Annotated in this window: 22 protein-coding genes; 19 read left to right on the top strand and 3 right to left on the bottom strand. The window is 30.9% G+C overall.

Features of this window, described 5'->3' with window-relative positions:
- Window positions 1-59 precede the first annotated feature (59 nt).
- From ACWJJ2_RS00490 to def, 12 genes are all read left to right on the top strand, one after another.
- A complete protein-coding gene (locus tag ACWJJ2_RS00490; RefSeq protein WP_165411954.1) occupies window positions 60-599 on the top strand; it encodes a class I SAM-dependent methyltransferase in 540 nt (179 codons plus the stop codon).
- Complete coding sequence (locus ACWJJ2_RS00495) at window positions 574-2,307, top strand: B12-binding domain-containing radical SAM protein (RefSeq protein ID WP_462953714.1); 1,734 nt, start codon at window positions 574-576, stop codon at window positions 2,305-2,307. Before ACWJJ2_RS00490 ends, ACWJJ2_RS00495 begins: the two co-directional genes overlap by 26 nt.
- Before the next feature lie 264 nt (window positions 2,308-2,571).
- Window positions 2,572-2,898: an ATPase gene (locus ACWJJ2_RS00500; RefSeq protein ID WP_165411882.1), complete on the top strand. Its 327-nt coding sequence runs from the start codon at window positions 2,572-2,574 to the stop codon at window positions 2,896-2,898.
- The gene (locus ACWJJ2_RS00505) at window positions 2,885-4,852 is read left to right on the top strand and encodes a V-type ATP synthase subunit I (RefSeq protein WP_216301724.1); all 1,968 of its coding nucleotides are present in this window, start codon (window positions 2,885-2,887) and stop codon (window positions 4,850-4,852) included. The genes ACWJJ2_RS00500 and ACWJJ2_RS00505 overlap by 14 nt, the downstream gene beginning before the upstream one ends.
- Before the next feature lie 13 nt (window positions 4,853-4,865).
- Complete coding sequence (locus tag ACWJJ2_RS00510) at window positions 4,866-5,342, top strand: V-type ATP synthase subunit K (protein WP_216301725.1); 477 nt, start codon at window positions 4,866-4,868, stop codon at window positions 5,340-5,342.
- Window positions 5,343-5,375: 33 nt separating this feature from the next.
- A complete protein-coding gene (locus ACWJJ2_RS00515) occupies window positions 5,376-5,975 on the top strand; it encodes a V-type ATP synthase subunit E (RefSeq protein ID WP_216301726.1) in 600 nt (199 codons plus the stop codon).
- A 79-nt stretch (window positions 5,976-6,054) separates the two neighbouring features.
- Window positions 6,055-7,056, top strand: a complete 1,002-nt coding sequence (locus ACWJJ2_RS00520) for a V-type ATP synthase subunit C (RefSeq protein WP_216301727.1) — start codon at window positions 6,055-6,057, stop codon at window positions 7,054-7,056.
- Window positions 7,049-7,357, top strand: coding sequence for a V-type ATP synthase subunit F (locus ACWJJ2_RS00525; protein ID WP_165411877.1), 309 nt, complete (start codon window positions 7,049-7,051; stop codon window positions 7,355-7,357). Before ACWJJ2_RS00520 ends, ACWJJ2_RS00525 begins: the two co-directional genes overlap by 8 nt.
- 17 nt (window positions 7,358-7,374) lie before the next feature.
- A complete protein-coding gene (locus tag ACWJJ2_RS00530; RefSeq protein WP_216301728.1) occupies window positions 7,375-9,147 on the top strand; it encodes a V-type ATP synthase subunit A in 1,773 nt (590 codons plus the stop codon).
- Window positions 9,140-10,522: a V-type ATP synthase subunit B gene (locus tag ACWJJ2_RS00535; RefSeq protein ID WP_165411875.1), complete on the top strand. Its 1,383-nt coding sequence runs from the start codon at window positions 9,140-9,142 to the stop codon at window positions 10,520-10,522. The genes ACWJJ2_RS00530 and ACWJJ2_RS00535 overlap by 8 nt, the downstream gene beginning before the upstream one ends.
- Window positions 10,523-10,554: 32 nt before the next feature.
- Window positions 10,555-11,196 carry a V-type ATP synthase subunit D gene (locus ACWJJ2_RS00540; protein WP_253198064.1) on the top strand — a complete coding sequence of 214 codons (642 nt, stop codon included), beginning with the start codon at window positions 10,555-10,557 and terminating at the stop codon, window positions 11,194-11,196.
- Between the two features lie 150 nt (window positions 11,197-11,346).
- Window positions 11,347-11,817, top strand: a complete 471-nt coding sequence (gene def / locus ACWJJ2_RS00545; RefSeq protein ID WP_462952871.1) for a peptide deformylase — start codon at window positions 11,347-11,349, stop codon at window positions 11,815-11,817.
- 52 nt (window positions 11,818-11,869) lie between these two features.
- Here def and ACWJJ2_RS00550 read toward each other — a convergent pair whose 3' ends face one another.
- Window positions 11,870-12,706: an SDR family oxidoreductase gene (locus ACWJJ2_RS00550; protein ID WP_216301731.1), complete on the bottom strand. Its 837-nt coding sequence runs from the start codon at window positions 12,704-12,706 to the stop codon at window positions 11,870-11,872.
- A 299-nt stretch (window positions 12,707-13,005) separates the two neighbouring features.
- On the opposite strand from ACWJJ2_RS00550, the gene ACWJJ2_RS00555 reads away from it, so the two are divergent.
- Both ACWJJ2_RS00555 and ACWJJ2_RS00560 read left to right on the top strand, forming a co-directional pair.
- On the top strand, window positions 13,006-14,181 hold the full coding sequence (locus ACWJJ2_RS00555) for an FprA family A-type flavoprotein (protein ID WP_462953715.1): 1,176 nt from the start codon (window positions 13,006-13,008) through the stop codon (window positions 14,179-14,181).
- 231 nt (window positions 14,182-14,412) lie between these two features.
- Window positions 14,413-14,811, top strand: a complete 399-nt coding sequence (locus tag ACWJJ2_RS00560; RefSeq protein WP_216301733.1) for a hypothetical protein — start codon at window positions 14,413-14,415, stop codon at window positions 14,809-14,811.
- A 17-nt stretch (window positions 14,812-14,828) separates the two neighbouring features.
- On the opposite strand, the gene ACWJJ2_RS00565 is transcribed toward ACWJJ2_RS00560, so the two are convergent.
- Entirely contained in the window at window positions 14,829-15,005 is a 177-nt protein-coding gene (locus ACWJJ2_RS00565) for an aspartyl-phosphate phosphatase Spo0E family protein (protein ID WP_216301734.1), read from the bottom strand.
- Between the two features lie 336 nt (window positions 15,006-15,341).
- Here ACWJJ2_RS00565 and ACWJJ2_RS00570 point away from each other — a divergent pair, with 336 nt between their 5' ends.
- The 3 genes from ACWJJ2_RS00570 to ACWJJ2_RS00580 all read left to right on the top strand — a co-directional run bounded on the left by ACWJJ2_RS00570 (window position 15,342) and on the right by ACWJJ2_RS00580 (window position 18,010).
- A complete protein-coding gene (locus ACWJJ2_RS00570) occupies window positions 15,342-15,509 on the top strand; it encodes a DUF896 domain-containing protein (RefSeq protein WP_216301735.1) in 168 nt (55 codons plus the stop codon).
- Window positions 15,510-15,562: 53 nt separating this feature from the next.
- Entirely contained in the window at window positions 15,563-16,483 is a 921-nt protein-coding gene (gene hprK, locus ACWJJ2_RS00575; protein WP_165411867.1) for an HPr(Ser) kinase/phosphatase, read from the top strand.
- 120 nt (window positions 16,484-16,603) lie between these two features.
- Entirely contained in the window at window positions 16,604-18,010 is a 1,407-nt protein-coding gene (locus tag ACWJJ2_RS00580) for an aminopeptidase (protein WP_216301736.1), read from the top strand.
- A gap of 489 nt (window positions 18,011-18,499) precedes the next feature.
- Here ACWJJ2_RS00580 and ACWJJ2_RS00585 read toward each other — a convergent pair whose 3' ends face one another.
- Window positions 18,500-19,333 carry a PHP domain-containing protein gene (locus tag ACWJJ2_RS00585; RefSeq protein ID WP_216301737.1) on the bottom strand — a complete coding sequence of 278 codons (834 nt, stop codon included), beginning with the start codon at window positions 19,331-19,333 and terminating at the stop codon, window positions 18,500-18,502.
- Window positions 19,334-19,679: 346 nt separating this feature from the next.
- Between ACWJJ2_RS00585 and ACWJJ2_RS00590 the strand changes: the two genes are divergently transcribed.
- A complete protein-coding gene (locus ACWJJ2_RS00590) occupies window positions 19,680-20,348 on the top strand; it encodes an ABC transporter ATP-binding protein (RefSeq protein ID WP_220285991.1) in 669 nt (222 codons plus the stop codon).
- Window positions 20,335-22,653 (top strand): ABC transporter permease, encoded by a 2,319-nt coding sequence (locus ACWJJ2_RS00595; RefSeq protein WP_462953716.1) that lies wholly within the window; start codon window positions 20,335-20,337, stop codon window positions 22,651-22,653. The genes ACWJJ2_RS00590 and ACWJJ2_RS00595 overlap by 14 nt, the downstream gene beginning before the upstream one ends.
- Window positions 22,654-22,677 lie beyond the last annotated feature (24 nt).

Raw genomic sequence — 22,677 nt, forward strand, 5'->3', positions numbered from 1 at the left:
AAAATAGGTAAAAATAGGTAAAAATATATGAAATATATTTAACAAAGGGGGAGTAACAATTGAAAAAGGAGGTTTTTATAAATTTAGAAAAAGAAATTTTCAAAGGAAATATATTAGATATAGGTTTTTCTAATCATGGAATTATATATAATATATACAAACAATATGTTGATGATAGTAGTAGCTTAGATTATATAGAGGGGAAAGGTGAGAAGACTGGAATAGAAGAAGGTGAGTATGATCTCTGTGCACTGTTTTTTACTTTGAGTGATATAAAATTTACAAAAAGCAAAAGTAAATTAATACAAGATATATATAAATTTCTGAAAGAAGATGGATTACTATATATATGGGATGTAGATAAGGGATTTGCTAAAATCTTTAATTCTAAAATAAAGATTGTGTCACCTGATAAAAATACAAAACAAATACATTTAATAGACTTAAATATATTTAAAGATAGTTCCAAAGAGAATACAATCAAAATTTTACAACCTTATTTTGAAATATTAACTTTGAAAAATTCAGATAATGTTTATTATATGATATGCAAAAAGAAAGGGAAATCAAAAGATGAAAGTAACACTAGTAGGAATTAATGCAAAATATATTCACAGTAACTTGGCAGTAAGATATTTAAAAACATATACAGAGGATTTAAATTACGAATGCAAAATTATGGAGTTTTCTATTAATGATCAAATCGAAAGAATTGTAGAGGAAATTTTGAGTAGCAAGCCAGACCTTGTAGCATTCTCTTGCTACATATGGAACATTGAGTACGTTAAGGCTGTATCATCTCTTATAAAGCTTGTAAATAGTGAGATTGAAATCCTTTATGGAGGACCAGAGGTTAGCTTTAATTGTAAAGAGTTTCTTGAGGAAAACGTAGGGGATTATGTAATAGAAGGGGAAGGAGAGGTAACGTATAAAGAATTTATTAAATGGAGAATTAATTCAAAGGATGATTCTGAAATCAATGATGAGAATAGTGGTAACATTCAAAATATTCTAGGGCTATATTATAAATATTATGAAAATATAGGATGTGATAGTAAAATTAACTATGGTGGTAAGAGAACATTAATGGATATGGAGCAAGTTATTTTCCCATATAATGAAGAAGAACTTACCAATAAAATAGTTTATTATGAAGCATCAAGAGGATGCCCTTTTAATTGTAAATATTGTCTCTCCTCGACTACTCATGGAGTTAGATTTTTAAGTACTGAAAGAGTAAAGAGAGAATTGAAATTTCTCGTGGACAAGAAGGTAAAATTAATAAAGTTTGTTGATAGAACATTTAATTGCAATTCGAGATTTGCGGTAGAAATTTGGGAATTTCTAATAAAGATGGATACTGAAATAACTTTCCACTTTGAAATCTCAGCAGATCTTCTAAACAAACAGGAATTAGACATTTTAGCTAAGGCACCAAAGGGTAGATTTCAATTTGAAGTGGGTGTACAAACAACAAATCCCTTAGTTCTTAACAATATAAATAGATTTGTAAACTTTAATGATATAAAGGAAATGGTGGAGGAATTAGAAAAAATAAAAAATATTAAACAACATTTAGATTTAATAGCGGGCCTCCCAGGAGAAAATTATGAATCATTTAAAAAATCTTTTAATGATGTTTATAGCATTCATCCAGAAGTAATACAATTAGGATTTTTAAAATTACTTAAAGGTTCGGATATGAGGAGTGAAGCAACTCTTTGGGGAATGGTCTATGCACCTTATCCACCATATGAAATTCTAAAGACAAGGGATATAAGTTATGAGGAATTAGTAAGCTTAAAAAGGGTAGAAAAAATTGTGGACAAATATTACAATTCACAAAAGTTTAGTACTATTCTAAAATATTTTGTGAAAAAATTTAATACACCATTTGAATTTTATTACGAACTGGGAGTGTTTTTCTATGAAAAGGGATATTTAAGTAGAAACATTTCCTCAGTAGATTATTACAAGATATTTATTGAATTTAATGAGGAGAAACTTGAAGAAGAAGATTTCGTTTTAAAAGAAATTGTTAAATATGACTACCTTAAATATAACAAAAAGAAGTGGCTTCCAGATTTTCTAATCAGAGATTTAGGTAAGAAAGTAGAAAGATCGATTAAGGATAAGTTGCTACATAACAATGATATAAACAATACATCTAATATTCATATTGAAAAATTTATGATTGATATTTTAGATTATATAGATAATAATACTGTACGCAAAGAAGATCATTATTTAGTTTATGATATTAATGATGAGGATAACATAAAGGATATAACTTCTATCCTAGATTAGAATATGATAAAAGTTATAAAACGGAAAAAATGATAAATTATTAAAAATGACATTTGTCACATTGGAATAAGTTAATATTACGAATATTGTTAATGTTAAAAAAAAGTTGAAACTTTCAATAAAAATTAGTATAATTAAGATGTATTCAATATTATATAAAATAGAATAAAGGTAAATACTATACTAAGTATTTACTATTATATAAATTATTAATAATTTATATATACTCATTATGGCTAGTTATTAGTAAAAGGTGGTGATATTTTGGCATTAGAAGCAATAAAAAGTATAAAAGAAGCGGAAAAAAAAGCAGCAGATATTGTAAGTAAGGCAATTTCGGATAGTAAGGATATATTAAAAAAATCTGAAATTTACGCCGAAGATCAGTACAAAAAGGTTTTGGATGATGCAAGAGAAGAAACTAAAAAAATCATTAAAAATGCTAAAGAAGAAGGTAAAAGTAAGTCTGAACCAATTTTTGATACAGGTAAGATAGAGGTCACGAATATACTAAATTTAGATAAACAAAGGTTTGATAGGTCGGTTAACATGGTGGTTGAGAGGATAGTGAAAAATAATGGCAATAGTTAAAATGAGCAAATTTACATTGTTTGCCTTTGAATCACAAAAAGAAGCGTTGCTTGATAACTTTCACAAATTTGAAAATATTCAATTTGTAAACCTACAAGAAAGTGCAGAAGAAGATTTGCAATCTCTTGTAAAAGACTCGGAAAATGAAAAAGTTTCTCATTTAGAAGGAGAGCAAGCAAAAGTAAAGTTTGCCCTAGATCTATTAATGAAGCACTCAGAAAAAGAGGGTGCTCTAAAATCTTTAATCAAAGGTAAAAGTTCTTTGGATTATGAGGAGTTAGAAACTTTAGCGAAAAAATCAAACTATAAAGAAAACTATCAAAAGTTAAAGGATCGAGATAATAATTTGATTCAAATGAAGAGTGAAAAAGCCAAAATTAATTCTGAAATAGGGTCATTAACTCCATGGATATCCTTAGATGCCTCTTTTAAGGATTTAAAATCATTAAATTCTTCAATATTCTTAATGGGGTCTTTGCCAAAAGCTTTTAAAGATGCTTTTAGAGAAGAGTTTGAAAGTAAAATTCCGTGTTCTTACTTAGAAGTTATTAGTGACGGAAAAAATGCAATTAATGTAATAGCACTAGTGTATAAAGAGTATGAAGATAAAGCTAGTGAAATACTTAAACATTATAGCTTTAATACTACTAATTTAAAATATGATGGAATTTCAGCAGAAATTGTACGCGAGTTTAACAAAAGATTAGATGAGATATCTAAAGAAGAAGAAAAAATAAATGCTGAAATAAAAAATGATTGCCAGTATTTAGAGGATTTTAAAATAGTATATGAATATTTATCAAATAAACATATAAAAGCTTCAGCTTGTAAAAATTTCTTAAAAACAGAGAACACCGTTGCCATAGAGGGATGGGTACCAACAGAATCAGCAAAAGATTTAGAAAATTTGATAAAGTCTACAACTAAGGAAGAGTTCTATTTAGAAATTGAAAAAGCTGTCAAGGAAGATGATAGGGTGCCTATACTTTTAAAGAATAGTGCAGTTGTAGAACCATTTGAACTAATAGTATCAATGTATAGTTTACCTAAATATTCAGAGATAGATCCAACACCCGTAATGGCACCCTTTTACATGGTATTCTTTGGGATGATGCTCGCTGATCTTGGGTACGGGTTAGTAATGTTCATAGCTTGTGCAATTGCATTGAAAAAATTTAATTTAGAAGAAGGACAGAAAAAATTTGCTAAATTCTTCTTACTACTAAGTATACCAACTGCACTAGCAGGCGTTGTTTACGGAGGTTTCTTCGGGGATATAATTCCATTTATATCAACTCACAGTTTAATAAATCCTGGAGAAGATATAATGTTATTACTGATTATATCAATAGTAATAGGTGCAATCCAAATCTATTTTGGCCTTGGAGTTAAAGGTTATATGTTAATTCGCGATGGAAAGCCAATGGATGCTATTTATGATGTAGTGACATGGTACGCTGCATTAACTGGAGCATTTTTATTATTAGGTGGAGCACAAATAGGATTAAGTCCTGCTGTAGTTAATATAGGTAAATGGGTTATGATAGTTGGAATGGTTGCACTAGTATTAACTCAAGGAAGACAAAACAAAGGCATTGGTGCAAAACTTGGTGGAGGTCTTTATGGTTTATATGGTATATCTAGTTATATAGGTGACTTAGTTTCCTACTCAAGAATCATGGCTCTTGGACTTGCAGGAGGATTTATAGCATCTGCTTTTAATATGCTTATTAAAATGATGCCAACACCATTTAATATTATTATAGGTATATTTATATTCGTGTTTGCACAAACATTTAATCTATTATTAAGTTCATTATCAGCTTTTGTTCACAGTGCTAGGCTTCAGTATGTAGAGTACTTTAGCAAGTTTTATGAAGGCGGAGGAAAAGCATTTAAGGTGTTTAAATCAAAGAATCAATATATTAACGTAATAAAAGGAAAGCAAATTTAAGGAGGAATTAATTATGACGTTCATGGAATTTATGAGTAAAAACGGTGGATTTATCTTCGCTGCATTAGGAATGGCTTTAGCGGTAATTTTACCAGGTATAGGATCAGCAAAAGGAGTAGGTATGGTTGGTGAGGCAGCTGCAGGACTTACAACAGAAGAACCTGAAAAATTTGGTAAAGCCCTTATTCTTCAATTATTACCAGGTACTCAAGGACTTTATGGTTTCGTTATAGGACTTATGGTATTGCTTAAATTAACTTCGGGTATGACTTTAGATGTTGGATTTTATTATTTGATGGCTTGTTTACCAATAGCTTTCGTAGGGTATTTTTCAGCATTATATCAAGCTAGGGCAGCTGCTGCCGGTATTGCAATAGTAGCTAAACAACCAGATCATAGCACAAAAGCTATCATACTTGCAGCAATGGTTGAAACATATGCCATTTTAGCATTCGTTGTTTCAATAATACTCGTAAGTAAGACACTCTAATTTAAAAAGTGATGAGCTAGAGGAAGTGAGAATATGTCAAATTTAGATAAATTAGCTGCCAAGATAATAGAAGATGCTAAAATTAAAGCAGAAACTATTTTGAAAGAAGCTAAAAACAATGAAATTTTATTAATAGAAAAGAAAACAAAAGAAGCAGAACTAGTAAAAAAACAAATGATAGAAAAAACTAAGGTTGAAGCTATTATGGTGAGTAAGAGAATTGTATCAAATTCTCAGCTAAAAGCACGAAATGAAAAGCTAGGGGCTATGCAAAAAATGATTGATAAGGTATTTGAGAGTGCGCTAGAAAAACTTATGGCGATAAATGATAATGATTATTTGGAACTTATAAAAAAATATCTTTTATCAATGCCAATAGCAGGGGATGAAGAAATAATACTTCCTGGGAAATATAAAAGTATTGTAAGCGATGAATATTTATCTGGAATTAATATTTCACTAAAAACTAATGGAAAAATAGGTGAATTAAAATTAAGTTCCGATAATCGAGATATAAAAAGTGGATTTGTAGTACTTAAAAATGGTATAGAGATTAATAATACTTTTGAAAGTCTAGTTAACTCCTTAAGGGATGAACTAGAACCTGAAATTGTTAACGCATTATTTAAATAAATGTAAATAAAATTTAAGGAGTGGATACCAATTTATAATTGGTATCCACTCCGGATCAAAACAAGGAGGATAGCCATATATGAATAATATGGATTTTACACAAGCTGTGGCTAGGCTAAGAGTATTAGAAAAAAGACTCCTGAGTAAAGTAAAGATTGAGAGAATGATTGACAGCTCCTCGGCGGATGAAGTACTTAAAATTTTGAAGGAAACCGAATATGCAAGTTTGATGGGAAATGTAAAAAGAGCAGAGGACTACAATATATTACTTAAGGATGAGCTAAATAGAGTATACTCCCTTATGTATGAAGTTTCTCCATATCCTTCTATAGTAGATATTATGAGTTTGAAATATGATTATCATAATATAAAAGTGTTGTTAAAAGGAAGAACTTTAGATAAGGACTTTTCTCATATGCTAATTCCAGCAGGTACAGTAAATATAGAGGAATTAAAATTTTACATGACAACTATGGAATATAAGAAATTAGACCCTAATATGAGGGAAGCTATAATTGAGGTGGAAAAAGTATACAAAGAACTTAATGATCCTCAAAAGATAGATATTATATTGGATAGGTATATGTATGTAGATATGTTAGCTAGGGCAGAAGAAACAAAAATTGATTTTATAATTGAATATGTTAAGAAAAGTATAGATTTTTCTAATATTAAGTCAATAATTAGATTAAAAAAACAACAAAAGGATGTTAACTTTTTTAAAGAAGTTATATTAATTGGTGGAGATATATCTAGTGATGTTCTATTAACAGCTTTTAGTGATCCAATTGAAAATATGGCAACTAAATTTTCTTCATCAAAATATGGAGAAGTTGTAAGAATTGGACTAGAAGAATATATTAAAACTGGTAAACTTTCTAGTTTAGAAAAATTATCAGAAAACTATATTATGGAGAAGCTAAGGGCCGCTAAGTATGTTACTTTTGGACCTGAGCCAATATTTGCGTATATCGCAGCAAAGGAAACAGAAATAAAGATAATAAGAATAATTACGGTTGGGAAATTAAATAATGTTGATACGACGATCATAAGAGAAAGGATGCGTGAAGTTTATGCATAAAGTAGGAGTAGTTGGAGATAAAGATTCAATACTTGCTTTCAAAGCTCTTGGAATTGACGTATATCCGGTTATTGAAGTAGAAGAAGCTAAAAAAGCTATAGATAAAATGGCGTCAAGTAATTATGCAGTTATATTTGTAACTGAGCAGATAGCTCAGCACTTAGATGAAACTATAGCAAGATATAACAGACAGATGATTCCTGCCATTATATTAATACCAAGTAATCAAGGCTCACTAAATATAGGAATGCAAAGAATTCGCGATAATGTAGAAAAAGCAGTGGGCGTAAATATTTTATAGAAAGGTAGGGAGATAACTTGAAAATCGGTAAAATTGTAAAAGTTTCAGGTCCATTAGTTGTTGCAAAAGATATGGACGAAGCTAATATATATGACGTAGTTAAGGTTGGAGATAAGGGTCTTATTGGCGAAATTATTGAAATGAGAGGAGATAGAGCCTCTATTCAAGTATATGAAGAAACATCAGGCCTCGGACCAGGAGATCCAGTAGTTACTACCGGTGAACCACTAAGTGTTGAACTTGGACCAGGACTTATAGAATCAATGTTTGATGGTATTCAAAGACCGCTTGATAAAATAAGAGCTATAGCTGGTAATTACTTAACAAAAGGTGTAAATGTTTCGCCACTAGATAGAGAAAGAAAATGGGACTTTGTTCCTACGGCGTCCGTTGGAGATATTGTTTCATATGGCGTAGCTATAGGAACAGTTGCGGAAACTACTGTTATAACTCAAACAATAATGGTGCCTAAAGGAATAGAGGGTACTATAACGTCTATAACTGCAGGAGAATATACTGTAGAAGATGTAGTAGCAGAGGTGCAAACAGATGGCGGAATTAAGCAAATTACGTTAATGCAAAAGTGGCCAGTAAGACGTGGAAGACCTTATGCTGATAAATTAAATCCAATAGAACCACTAGTTACAGGTCAAAGAGTAATAGATACTTTCTTTCCAGTAACTAAAGGTGGTACGGCATGTGTTCCGGGTCCTTTTGGTAGTGGAAAAACTGTAGTTCAACATCAATTTGCAAAATGGGCAGATGCAGAAATAGTTGTTTACATAGGTTGCGGTGAACGTGGCAATGAAATGACAGATGTTTTGAATGAGTTTCCAGAACTTAAAGATCCCAAAACAGGTGAATCACTAATGAAAAGAACGGTGCTCATTGCAAATACTTCTAATATGCCAGTTGCAGCTAGGGAAGCTTCTGTATATACAGGTATAACTATTGCAGAGTATTTTAGGGACATGGGATTTGCTGTAGCATTAATGGCAGATTCTACGTCAAGATGGGCAGAGGCTCTACGCGAAATGTCAGGAAGACTTGAGGAAATGCCAGGTGATGAGGGGTATCCAGCATATCTAGGCTCACGTGTAGCAGATTTTTATGAAAGATCTGGAAAGGTAGTTTGCATTGGAGACGACAAAAGAATAGGCGCAATTACAGTTATTGGCGCAGTATCACCTCCTGGTGGAGATTTATCAGAGCCAGTTACTCAAGCAACGCTTAGAATAGTCAAAGTGTTTTGGGGACTAGACGCGCAACTTGCTTATAGAAGACATTTTCCATCAATAAATTGGTTGGATTCTTATTCACTATATTTGGATCAGCTAGCTAATTGGATGGATGAGAACGTTGCTGCCGATTGGACTGAGCTTAGGGTTAAAGCTATGACCATTTTGCAAGAAGAAGCAAAACTTGATGAAATAGTAAGACTTGTAGGTGTAGATGCTCTTTCTGAAAAGGACAGGTTAAAACTAGAAGTTGCAAAATCAATTAGAGAAGATTATTTACAACAGAATGCATTCCATGAGGTTGATACTTTTACGTCACTTAACAAACAATATAAAATGTTGAAATTAGTTTTAGAATTCCATGTTGAGGGTGAAAAAGCATTGAGTTCAGGGATTTATTTGAAAAAGATATTAGAAATTCCTGCGCGTGATAAAATAGCAAGAGCAAAATATATTGCAGAAACTGATATGTCAAAAATTGATGATATATTTACGGCCCTATCTAATGATATTGAAGAATTAATAACGGAAGGAGGAGCTGTAAATGATTAAAGAATACAAAACTATAACAGAAGTTGTAGGGCCACTTATGGTTGTAGAAAAAGTTCAAGGCGTTCGGTACGATGAACTAGTGGAAATAGAACTACAGAACGGTGAAATTCGTAGCGGAAAAGTACTTGAAATAAATGAAGATAAAGCAATGGTTCAGTTATTTGAAAGTTCTGCTGGAATTAACTTAAAAGGTAGTAAGGCTAAATTTTTAGGAAGACCACTAGAACTTGGAGTTTCAGAAGATATGCTTGGAAGGGTCTTTGATGGACTTGGTAGGCCTAAAGACGGTGGACCTAAAATTATTCCTGACAAGAGACTCGATATAAATGGAGAGGCATTGAACCCTGTGGCAAGAGACTATCCGTCAGAGTTTATTCAAACAGGTATTTCAGCTATTGATGGACTTAATACTTTAGTTCGTGGACAAAAATTACCAGTGTTTTCTGGTTCGGGTCTCCCACATGCGCAACTTGCGGCTCAAATAGCAAGGCAAGCAAAGGTATTAAATTCAGATACGAAATTTGTTGTTGTATTTGCAGCTATAGGAATAACTTTTCAAGAAGCACAGTTTTTCGTAGATGATTTTACAAAAACTGGTGCAATAGACAGAACTGTATTATTTATGAATCTTGCAAATGACCCAGCTATTGAGAGAATAGCTACGCCTAGAATGGCACTAACTACAGCTGAATATCTTGCTTACGAAAAAGGATTTCACGTACTTGTAATTATGACTGATCTTACAAATTACTGTGAGGCTCTGCGTGAAGTTTCAGCTGCAAGAAAAGAAGTTCCAGGTAGACGTGGATATCCAGGATATCTTTATACTGATCTTTCGACGCTATATGAAAGAGCAGGTAGGATTAAAGGACTTGAAGGTTCAATAACTCAAATTCCTATACTTACAATGCCGGAAGATGATATAACTCATCCAATTCCTGACTTAACGGGATATATAACTGAAGGTCAGATTATTTTAAGCCGAGAACTTTATAAAAAAGGCATTATGCCACCAGTAGATGTTCTACCGTCGTTATCAAGACTTAAAGATAAAGGTATAGGCAAAGGCAAAACGCGCGAAGATCATGCTGATACGATGAATCAACTATTTGCTGCATATGCTCAAGGTAAGCAAGCAAAAGAGCTTGCAGTTATATTAGGAGAGTCAGCATTATCTGATGCAGACAAAAAATATGCAATATTTGCAGATGCTTTTGAAAAACGATATGTTTCCCAAGGATTTGAAACTAATAGGACTATTGATGAAACAATAAATTTAGGATGGGAGCTTCTATCTATTCTCCCAAGAAATGAACTTAAGAGAATTAGAGATGAATATGTAGAAAAATACTTACCAAAAAAAGAGGGTGAGTAAACGTGGCGAGGCTCAATGTTAATCCAACTAGAATGGAGCTTACTAAACTAAAAAAAAGATTAGGTACAGCTACTCGTGGTCATAAATTATTAAAGGATAAGCAAGATGAGCTTATGAGAAGATTCATTGATCTTATAAAACATAACAATAAACTACGAGCGAAAGTTGAAGAAGAATTACAGAACTCTTTTAAGGATTTTGTTATGGCAAGTGCATTAATGTCATCAGAATTTCTAGAGGAAGCAATAGCGCAACCAAAAGAAAAAATTTCTGTAGAAGTTGAGACAAAAAATCTTATGAGTGTTAATGTTCCGATAATGAAGTTTAAAAGAGAATTAGAAGATGATCCTGGCAGTATATATCCATATGGATTTGCCAGCACTTCGGCAGATCTTGATGGAGCTATAGAAAAGTTATATTTAGCCTTGCCGGAGCTTTTAGAACTTGCAGAAGTAGAAAAATCTTGTCAGCTCATGGCAGATGAGATTGAAAAAACTAGAAGAACGGTTAATGCACTTGAATACATGACTATACCTCAACTCAATGAAACTATAAAGTATATAAGAATGAAGCTTGAGGAAAATGAGCGTGGAGCTTTAACTAGACTTATGAAGGTTAAAAGTATGATGGAGAAAGCTCAAGAGCTAGCAGATGCAAAAAGAATTAGCACATAAATAAGGTGGAATTAAGGTGTCTTTAGTGATGCCTTAATTTTTTTGCTGAGATTTTAGTTGATGTATACATATATTTAGAATAGAATATATGTATACATTTAAAAGTTATTGCTGTGAAACGCAATTAGTATAAAGAAAAGGAGAATGCATATGGCAGTTAGGAAAATTTTACAATATGGAGACGAGCGTCTTAATATGATTTGTGAGAAGGTAGGAAAAATAGATAGGAAGGTATTAAACACAATTGACGATATGATGGATACGCTTTATGAGGGTAATGGAATAGGACTTGCGGCTCCTCAAATAGGAATTTTAAAAAGGGTTATCTTAATTGATTTAGGAGAAGAAGAAGAAAATCCAATAATAATTATAAATCCTAAAATAACAGCTCAGTCAGGAAATGAAAAGGATTATGAGGGCTGTTTAAGCTACTTAGGATATGAAGGTGAAGTATTTAGACCTACAAACGTTACAGTTGTAGGAATTAATATTAAGGGGAAACCAGTAACTTATGAAGCTTCAGGATTACTGGCAAGGGCCTTATGTCATGAAATTGACCATCTAGATGGAGTATTATATATGTCTAGAGCTGAGGAAATGTACGAAGTAACAACAGAATAATTTTGTACAAGAGCATGCCTGAGATTATTAAAATCATAAGGCATGCTCTTTTTTACAATTTAAGGTGTTTATTAATGTAATCTTTAAGTCTATCATCCCAAGGAGCAATTTCAATGCCAAGAGAATGTTTTATATGCGAATTATTTACACAGGTATATTTAGGTTCTTTAATGAGATTGGATAAAAGCTTATCTGAATTCACAACTAACGGAACATCGAGATTACTAAATTCTATAATACTATTTATTAGCATTGACTTTGATAAACAACCTTCATTGGTATAGTTATATATCCCATATTTATCAGTTTCTAATAGTCTCTGAAGGACTATAGTTAAATCTTCAATATAAGTTACGGAAAGGGTGGGGTCCGAAAATAGATAAATTGCTGTATGTTTGCCATTTATGAGCTTTCTCACAAAACAATCATTGCCACCAAATATATTTGAGGTGCGGACAATAAAATATTTTTCACAAATGGTTTGTATTAATTCTTCTCCACCTAATTTACTTTTGCTATAGGCGTTTATTGGGGTACATTCATCAACTTCACTGTAGGGTGTTGTATTAGTATCTCCGTATACATCTGTGCTAGATAGGTATACTAGGGGGATACTAAGCGAATTACAACAATTAGCAATGTTTAAAGTTCCTACAGTGTTTACATCATAGGCTAAAGATTCATGGTATTCACAAATATATTTATTTGTCATGCCCGCAGTATGAATTACAGCGTCAGGCTTTAATTCATACAGAGTTTTCTCGGTAGTTATTTTATCAGTTATGTTAAGTTCAGTTTTATCTAATCCATATATAGTATGTGATTTAGACAAGATATTACAAAGATAAGTTCCAATATTACCTTTTGCGCCAGTTATTAAAATATTCATAGAGCCCTCCTTAAAGTTCGTGCTATTAAAGTATATGGCTCAGTATCCTTATTATTAAAAAATATTTTATTTTTCAGGGTGAATAATAGAATATTTTAATATTTAAGTGACAAACTATAAAGTATATGCATTTTCATGTATATCAAATCCATTCAACTAATAATCATTATTAGTTGAATGGATTTGATAAATGTGGTAAAATATATTATATGTAAGATGATTAAAATCATATAGGTTTATAGGATGTCTAACAATTAATAATTGTTAGACACTAAGAGAACTAAAGGAGGACTTTGAGAATGGAAACAACAAAGTTAAAAGACAATATTTATTGGGTTGGGGTAAACGATCCTAAGCTCGAGGTATTTGATATTATAATGGAAACAAAGAAAGGAACTACATATAATTCATATTTAATAGATGATGAAAAAGTTGCTATAATAGATTGTGTTAAAAATGGTTTCTTTGAAGGGTTTTTAGATAAAATAAAAGGTGTTATTGGAGAAAGAAAAGTTGATTACATAATTGTTCAACATACAGAACTCGACCATAGTGGTTCTTTAGGTAAGCTCTTAGAAGTTTATCCAGAGGCTGTTGTTCTAGCTTCAAAACCTGCTATAACGTATCTAAAAGAAATTACTAACAAGGAATTTAATAGTAGGCCAGCAGTAGGAGAGATTTGCTTAGGTAAAAACACATTACAATTTATTTCAGCACCAAATTTACATTGGCCTGATACAATGTTTACATATGATAAGGAAGAAAAAGTATTGTTTACTTGTGACGTAATGGGTTGTCATTATTCACCAGTTAATTGTATAACGGATGCTTGCTCAGGTGATTATTTCGACGAAATGAAATATTATTTTGACGTTATAATGGGACCATTTAAAAAATTTGTTAATATGGGATTAGATAAAATCAAAGATTTAGAATTAGATATGGTAGCGCCAAGCCATGGTCCTATACATGTAGAGGATATTAAAATGTATGTAGACCTTTATAGAAAGTGGGCTAAAACTTACGAGATAAAAGAAAAAAACATTCAAATATTATACATATCCGCTTATCATAATACTGAGGCTATGGCAAAATATATAGCTAATAAAATTAATGAAAAGGGAATAAAGGCTGAAGTTCATGAAATAACATCTATGAATTTAAGTGAGATTGTATCATTAATTGAAGAAGCCTCAGGTATTATGATTGGTTCTCCAACTATCAATCAAGATGCTGTAAAGCCTGCTTGGGATGTTCTGTCTCTTGTGTGTCCAATAACAAATAGAGGTAAAGTCGCAGCAGCTTTCGGATCATATGGATGGAGTGGTGAAGGAGTTCCGATGCTTACACAAAGACTAAAATCTTTAAAATTTAAAGTAGTCGAGGAAGGACTTAAATTTAAATTCGTCCCAGACAGCAAGGAATTTGAGCAAGCTGATAAATTTGTGGAGGAGTATTTACAACTCTTGAATTAATAAGTTACTAGGGATACTTAGGCTACAACGTTTATTATAGTAAATAAAAGAAAATCTCACTTGGTTAGTGAAATTTTTCTTTTTTTTTATAAAGAATTAAAAATATTTCAAATGCAAAGAATATAATGACCAGGATACTAAATATTATTGTAAAACAAAGTTTCGCAATAATATCCAGACAAGAATTAAATCGCAGTAAATAATTCACAAATGATTTATGGAGGGGTATATTTGAATAAGCAAAATATAATAAATTTTCTAAATAAGAATGGCCTAAGTGACATAGTTGAAATTCAATATAAAAAGGACACTATAGCACTGAAATTTAAATATTATTATGATGAAGTAGAAATTGAAGCTGCTACATCTTATGCAAATGAAGAAGGAGATTTTAAACAAAATGAAGAAGATTGGTATGAAGAGTTTTTCTTGCCTTATTTAAGTGATATTTCAGCAGATAATGTGGAAGATATAATGGAAGAATGCGCTGAGGAAATGGAAATTGAATATGAATTCATTGGTTGTGATATATCAGAAGATGCATATGAATTTAATGAATTCGCGGTAGTTTTTTATGGTGCAGATGTAAATATTGAAATTGATGATATTTTAATTGAGTTGGATATCTAAGATCATGTGTGGATTTATCAAGCCACTTTTTCCGAAATGGCTTGAAATTTCTGATATTTAATTATAACTTCATCTAATTGCTGACTGCATGATACAACTATTTTATCTGTAGGCTCTTTACAATTTAGTAAAAAATGTAATATTGTTCTTAATGATTCTAATTCTTCCTTTATAATTTTTAATTTAATATCCATACATCAACACCTCTTCGCTTTATTTTGTTTTTGTGGAATAAATATATAATAACATATTATTCAATCTATGTTAAATTTTTAGTTAGCCAATAAAATATAAAAAAATACAAAATATACTATAATTTGTTAAATAAAACATCTATATAATGGTAAAATATAACAAAAAAATCTATACAGATGTTGAAAAAACTTACATGGAATAATATGTAAATGACGAAAAAAGTCTTAATTTTCTTGTGTTATAATTATAAAATCAGAATATGTTTCATTTATACTATTTATGAATAAAATATTTTGGTATAATAGAAAAGTTAAAAATAGTCTAGGAGTGATATTATGAATATTGATGAATTAACTAACAGAATAAATTACCTTTATAATAAAAGCAAAGAAAGTCAACTTACAGAGGAAGAGAAATTAGAACAACAAGAGTTAAGGCAAAAGTACATTGACAATGTTAAAAGAAATTTTAGAGCACAATTAGATACAATTAAAAAAGTATAATATCTTTATTAAAAACAATAAATTTTAAAATCAGTAAAAATGGGGGAGTTTTAATGGATGTTACTATAGAGGAATTAATAGAGCATTTTAAGTTAGAGGTTTTAGTAGAAGGAGAAAAGGGTAACTTAATTAATGTTAGTGATATTAATAGACCGGGGCTTCAAATTGCAGGCTTTTACCAGTATTTCGATAATAATCGAGTTCAATTAATAGGTATGGCAGAATGGAGTTTTCTAGATTGTATGGAAGAAGACCTTAGGAAGAAACGATTGAATAAATACTTTAAATTAGATATACCTTGCGTTATAGTCACTAGGCAGATGCAACCTCATAAGGAACTTATGGAGGCAGCAAGGGGAAATGGACGATGGGTTTTACGAACAAAATTAATTTCTACAAGATTTATTAGTAAATTTACAAATTACGTAGATACTAAGTTAGCTCCAGAAACTAGACTTCACGGTGTTCTAGTAGATGTTTATGGTATAGGCATGTTATTAAGTGGAGAAAGTGGGATAGGTAAGAGTGAATGTGCGTTAGAACTTATAAAAAGGGGTCACAGGCTGATCGCAGACGATGCAGTTGACATTAAAGAAATTGATGGTGTATTACTTGGAAGTTGCCCATACATAACCTCAGGAATGCTGGAGGTCAGAGGTATGGGGATAATAGATATTCCAGCAATATATGGTATGAGTTCGGTTCTAAACACTAAGACTATTAGTTTGTTGATATCACTTACTCAGTGGAATGAGAGTGAAGAATATGATAGGCTTGGTATAGATAATGAATTTATGGATATTCTAAATGTGCCTGTAAGAAAAATAACATTGCCAATTAGGCCAGGTAGGAATATAGCAGTAATTATTGAAGCAGCTGCAGCTAATTATAGATACAGTTTAAATTCTAAGATAACTCCTGTTGAAACCATAAATATGAGAATAGAGGAAGTAACTGCAACTCTTAAGAAATAAAAAAATGGAATTAACATAGAGTATAATGTTTTTTTTTGTAACTTTAAATGTTTGTAATTTTAGGAAATATTTAGTAGAATAGTAAGTGCAGGAAGCATTTATAATAGGGAGGGAATAAACATGTCTGAAATTAAAAGTTTAGAAAAAGAATATGAAGTAGCTTGGGATAAATACACAAAAAGTGATTTTAAAAAGGTATTTGCATTATCTGACAATTATATAGACTTCATGTCAAAATGCAAAACTGAAAGAGAATGCGTTACAGAGTTTGTTACACTAGCTAAAAAAAACGGTTACAAAAATATTGATACTTATATAAGTGAAGGCACTAAATTAAAAGCTGGTGATAAGGTTTACGCTAGCAGTATGGGAAAAACCTTAGCATTGTTTTTAATTGGGTCTGAGCCTATTGAAAAGGGTTTTAAAATTTTAGGTGCTCACGTGGACTCACCAAGACTCGATTTAAAACAAAATCCATTATATGAGGATTCAGATCTAGCATTAGCTAAAACACATTACTATGGTGGAATTAAGAAGTACCAATGGGTTACGTTACCTTTAGCTATTCATGGTGTTATTGTTAAAAAGGATGGTACAGTAATAAATGTAGTAATAGGAGAAGATGAAAAAGAACCAGTAGTTGGAATTTCAGATCTTCTAATTCACTTATCAGCAGATCAATTGAAAAAGACTTTAGACAAAGGTATCGAAGGTGAAGATTTAAACGTATTTATGGGAAGTATACCAGTAGAAGATAAGGATGCAAAAAATAGAGTTAAGTTAAATATATTAAAACTTTTAAATGATAAATATGATATAGATGAAGAAGATTTCGTATCATCAGAATTAGAAGTAGTACCTGCAGGACGCGCTAGAAACTATGGACTAGATAGCAGTATGATTATGGCTTATGGACAAGATGATAGAGTGTGTGCGTACACTTCTTATGAAGCATTAATGAACATTAAGGAAACAGACAAAACTTGTATTGTTTTACTTGTGGACAAAGAGGAAGTTGGAAGTATTGGTGCAACAGGAATGCAATCAAAATTCTTTGAAAACACAGTAGCTGAGGTTGTTAATTTAATGGGAGAATATAGTGATTTAAAAGTAAGAAGGGCATTAGCAAATTCAAAAATGTTATCATCAGACGTAAGTGCAGCATATGATCCAAACTTTCCTTCGGTTATGGAAAAACGTAATTCTGCATATTTTGGAAAAGGTATAGTTTTAAACAAGTATACTGGGGCTCGCGGAAAAGGAGGATGCAACGATGCAAATCCAGAATTTATTGCGCAGCTTAGAACCATAATGGAAAAACATAATATTTCATGGCAAACATCAGAGCTTGGAAAAGTGGACCAAGGCGGCGGCGGTACAATAGCTTATATACTAGCCGGGTTTGGTATGCAGGTTATAGATTCAGGGGTTGCTCTTCATAATATGCATGCGCCATGGGAAATTGCAAGCAAAGCAGACATATATGAAGCTTTTAGAGCTTATGAAGCTTTCTTAATAGAAATATAGAAAAGAAAGTGTATATTATTACAACTGCTTTTCACTTCGCTGAGTAATTCTAAGCTAATATTATGAAAGACACTAAAAAGTACAAACTCACTATCGCTCAAACATGTACTTTTCTTAACGTATATTTCATAACATTAGCAAAAAATTGCTAATGCTTGTTCAAATGCAGCTTACGTAATATATGCTTTTTTTCTTTAGTTTACGATTTTGTTCCACAGTTGCGCAAGAGCTCTTCTTTAGACGATAGATATTTGTTTTGCGAATATTAAATTCAAAGCATATCTACCACATCTGCAGCCTACCGGCTAAAAGACTTTTTGGTAGGTAATATTGAGATTTATTATTACTTTACCTGCCATCCTTCTTATATACATATTAGCATAACTGCATAATAGGGTATCAAAATAAATAACAAATATTTTTATGTGTAAAAAAAGTATATATTACTATTAATGCATTGCATTAATAGTAATATATACTTTTTTTCTTTTATGATTCTAAGGCATTTACAAAGGTAGCTAGTTCATTATGGCTTAAGGAAACTGAACCAACGACGCCATGACTGGTATCTGAGGTTGTAATTCCATGAAAATCTGAACCTGCAGTAATTAACTTGCCATATTCTTTAGCTTTTGACTTTAATAGTGATTTTTGCTTTTTTGTATTTATTGGGTAAACTGCTTCAATACCATCAAAATCTAAGCTTAGCATTTCATCTATGGTTGATTTTTTAATTAGAACAGGGTGTGCAAGTACAACTAATGCATTAACTTTTTTTAATATGGTTATGCCATCGGCTGTTGAAATTCTCTTAATGTGTACATATGCAGGGCTACTGTTTGAAAGGAAATTATCAAATATATATTTCCAATCATATTTATAACCAGCATCAATTATTGCTTTAGCTATATGGGGCCTAGCTATTACTCCTTTAGCTTCATCTAAAACTTTTTGATAGTCTAGTTTTATTTTAAAAAACGTATCTAAATTTTCCACTATTTTTTTAGCTCTTAATATTCTGAAATCATCTATGTCTTTTAAGAAATTTTGAAAAGCAACATCTTTATATTTATCATCTTTAAAATAACCCAATATGTGAATGCTTTCGTTATTATAAATAGTAGATAGTTCTATTCCAGGTATTACCCTTATATTTTCAATTAGACCTTCTCTGATTCCTTCCTCAACATTTAAAGTTGTGTCATGATCTGTTATTGCAATAATATCCAAACCATTTAAAGACGCTTCATGAATTAGTTCTTTAGGACTTAGTTTTCCATCAGACGCATTTGTATGAAGATGGAAATCACCTCGATTGTACATATAATCACCTCAAATTTAAAGTTTAGCATTAAGGGATATAAAAATAAATAACAAGACAATATACGAGTCTATTGTAGCCTATTTATTTTTATGTGCCTAATACCATTTTAACCAATATTGGTGAATATTAAAAGGGAATTATAATAAATAATAATTATTATTGAATATTTATTAAATGTTAGGCTCTTTTTATTTGCAATTGTATAGGTGGTAGCCTGCGAGATAGTTACTCGTATAACTAATCTTTATAATTTGCTTATTTTTAAGACATATATTTCATACATTTCATATTTTATAATTGTAAATGTGACTTGATTACAATTATAAAAATTTGGAGGGTACTTATATGATTCAATTAAAAGCTGTGAATAAAAAATATAAACGCGAAAATATGGAGCAGGAGGTTCTGAAAAACATAGACATGGCAATCGAGGAAGGGGATTTTATTACTATAATGGGTCCTTCAGGAGGTGGAAAGTCTACACTTCTATATATTTTGTCAATGCTTGAAGCTTCAAGTACTGGTGAAGTCTTTTTTGACAATAAGATTATCAGTGGTAAGAAAGAAAAAGAAATAGAGGTATTAAGACGTAAAAATATCGGACTTATTTTTCAAAATTCTAATTTAATAACGGGTTTGACACCTTTAGAAAATTTATTGTTAGCTATGGATAGCAAAGAAGGTAAAAAAGAGAAAATAGAAAAATGTGAAGCTTTATTAAAAAAGGTAGGCTTGTTAGATAAGAAAAATGCTAAAGCAACCTCACTTTCTGGTGGAGAAGCCCAAAGAGTAGCTGTAGTGAGAGCACTTGTTAACAGTCCTAGATTCATACTATGTGATGAACCTACAGGTGCTCTAGATTCTGAAAATGGTAAAAGGGTTATTGAACTTTTAATGAGGGTTAAAGCGGAAAGTGGTTGCTGCCTTGCTATAGTAACGCATGATGAAAGAATAGGCTCTTTGGGAGATAGAAAATTTTTCCTTGAGGATGGTGTTTTGAATGAACTGGCTTAAGATTTTTAAAATATACAATTTGCAAAATTTGAGAAAGGAAAAGCTGATTTTATTATTCACCATGATCGCTATATTGCTTACTACAACGTTATCCATTACTGCTCCTATTATTTCCGCAAATATAAATGAATACAATAAGAAAAGTATAAAGGAGGCTAACGGTGGGGATTTATTTATAAAGTCATTTTATGAATCTAAAGATTTTAATGAAGAAATAAGTATATTAAAAAAAGAGAGTTATAAGGTTACTTATAAAAAAACTACTCCTGCCTTTTTTCAAAACAGTAAAAGCAGTAAATTTTACGCTAATTTGATATTAGGTGAGCAGAACATTAAAAAGGATGAAATAATTTTGGATTCATCTATGGCAAAGAATCTTGCTGTTAAAATCGGAGATGAAATTAATATAAAAACTGATGGGGGAACAAAAGCCTATACGGTTAAAGAAATAGAAACAATTCCTAAAGGGGTAACTAATGATGAAACAATAATTGGTTACGGAAAAATAAGTGAAAGTGTCAGTGGAAGTGAGGGTAATTTAATTTATATCGGTGGAAATACTGATGGAGAAGAGTTGAAACAGCGTATAAAGTCTAAGGAAGATGGATATATGTATAGTTCAATAAAGGATAAAGAGCGAACGCTTAAAAGTGAGACAGATGTACAATTTGCTTCTTTTGGAATATTGACCACTATGGGGTATATACTATCTTCAATAGTAATAATAACGACCTCAATAATGCTCATAATAAGACGAAAAAGAGATATATCTATTATGAAGCTTTTATCCCTTAAAAATAAGGATATAAAAAATGCTCTAAGAATGGAATTATCTATTATAGTTTTATTGCCCGTAATCTTATCTGTTTTAACCACTATTTTAATATCCAATTTCATATTAAAAATGAATTATATTCCTCAAAGTATAAGTTTTATAGAAGAATTGCGGATATTTTCAAAAGGAATTATTATAAATACACTATTCTTCGAGATGTTTTCAAATATACCTTTATTAATAATAGATGATTTTAAAGGTTTATGGCTTCTAAGAGAAAATGAAGAAAAGAATGGGATAGTAAAAAAGCGTATATTTATCTACCTCATATTATTAATACCTGTAATGCTATTCGTATACTCGGTTTATATAGGAAGTTCTGTAAATTTTGCAACCTCATTAGGTATAATATGTATCATTTTAATATTTTTGATTGCAAGCGCAGTATTGATGAAGATTTTTTCTTCCATTCATTACAGAAGTCAATTATTAATGTATTCCTTTAAAAATATGAAGAAAAACTTTTTAACATTTATTTTGCTTACTGTAAGTTTTTCTATTACTCTAGTATTTATTATGATCACATTAAATCTAAACAACAATGTTAAAAATAGCATGAATAAATCTTTAGCTACAGCGCTGCCATATAACTATATTTTGCCTTCTAAAGAAAACCTAAATCTGGAAAATGTTCTTACAAAAGAAAATGGGGTTGAAGGGTATATTAAAAATTATAATTCAACAGGTAAAGTCCTAAACAATAATATTAAACTAAAATTAATTGCCTTTATAGAAATAAAAAAGGAAGATTACAAGCTGGAGTTTAAAATGGTGGAAGGTAAAAAACTTTTTGACGGAGAAGACGGGTGCTTGATTACTTCTGAGTACCAAAAGAAAAATAAGTTGAAGGTTGGAGATATACTTCACATATATTATAAAGATAAAACAGTAAATATAAAAATAAAGGGCGTTTATGATAATTCGATTATAGATAGTATGTGCATTCTACTGCCTTATCGTGGATATAGCAATGATTCTAAATTTTACATTAAGGCTGACGGCACTAAATGGATGGATAAACTAGGGGACAGTCCTGTTATATCAATTGATATTCTAGGTAGCGCTATGTCAACATATATAGGGAAATTTCTTAATATATTTAAAGCACTTTCTTTTATGGTAGTGTTTGCATCATTAATTTTTAATATTAATCTTTTGAACATTACGTTTCTAGAAGAAAGAAAAGAAGAAACGGTAATAAGAGCTTTAGGCCTAGGAAAAGGGTTTATATCAAAAGTTTACATCTTTAAAGGAAGCATACTTATCATAGTGTCATGTGTTCTGTCTTATGGCTTCTATGTTTCGGTTTCAAAGTTGTTTTTTAAGCTACTAGGAATTAATGCAGTATATTCTTTATGGGACTTGATTGTATTATTACTTTGTAGCCTAACTCTCACTGTGGCTACCTTCATCTATCCGTTTATCACTATGATAAAATATAATTCTTATGAGTTTTTAAGAGAGAACTAAAATTGTATAATTAAGAAAAAACTT

This window comes from Clostridium sp. CM039, assembly GCF_055081075.1.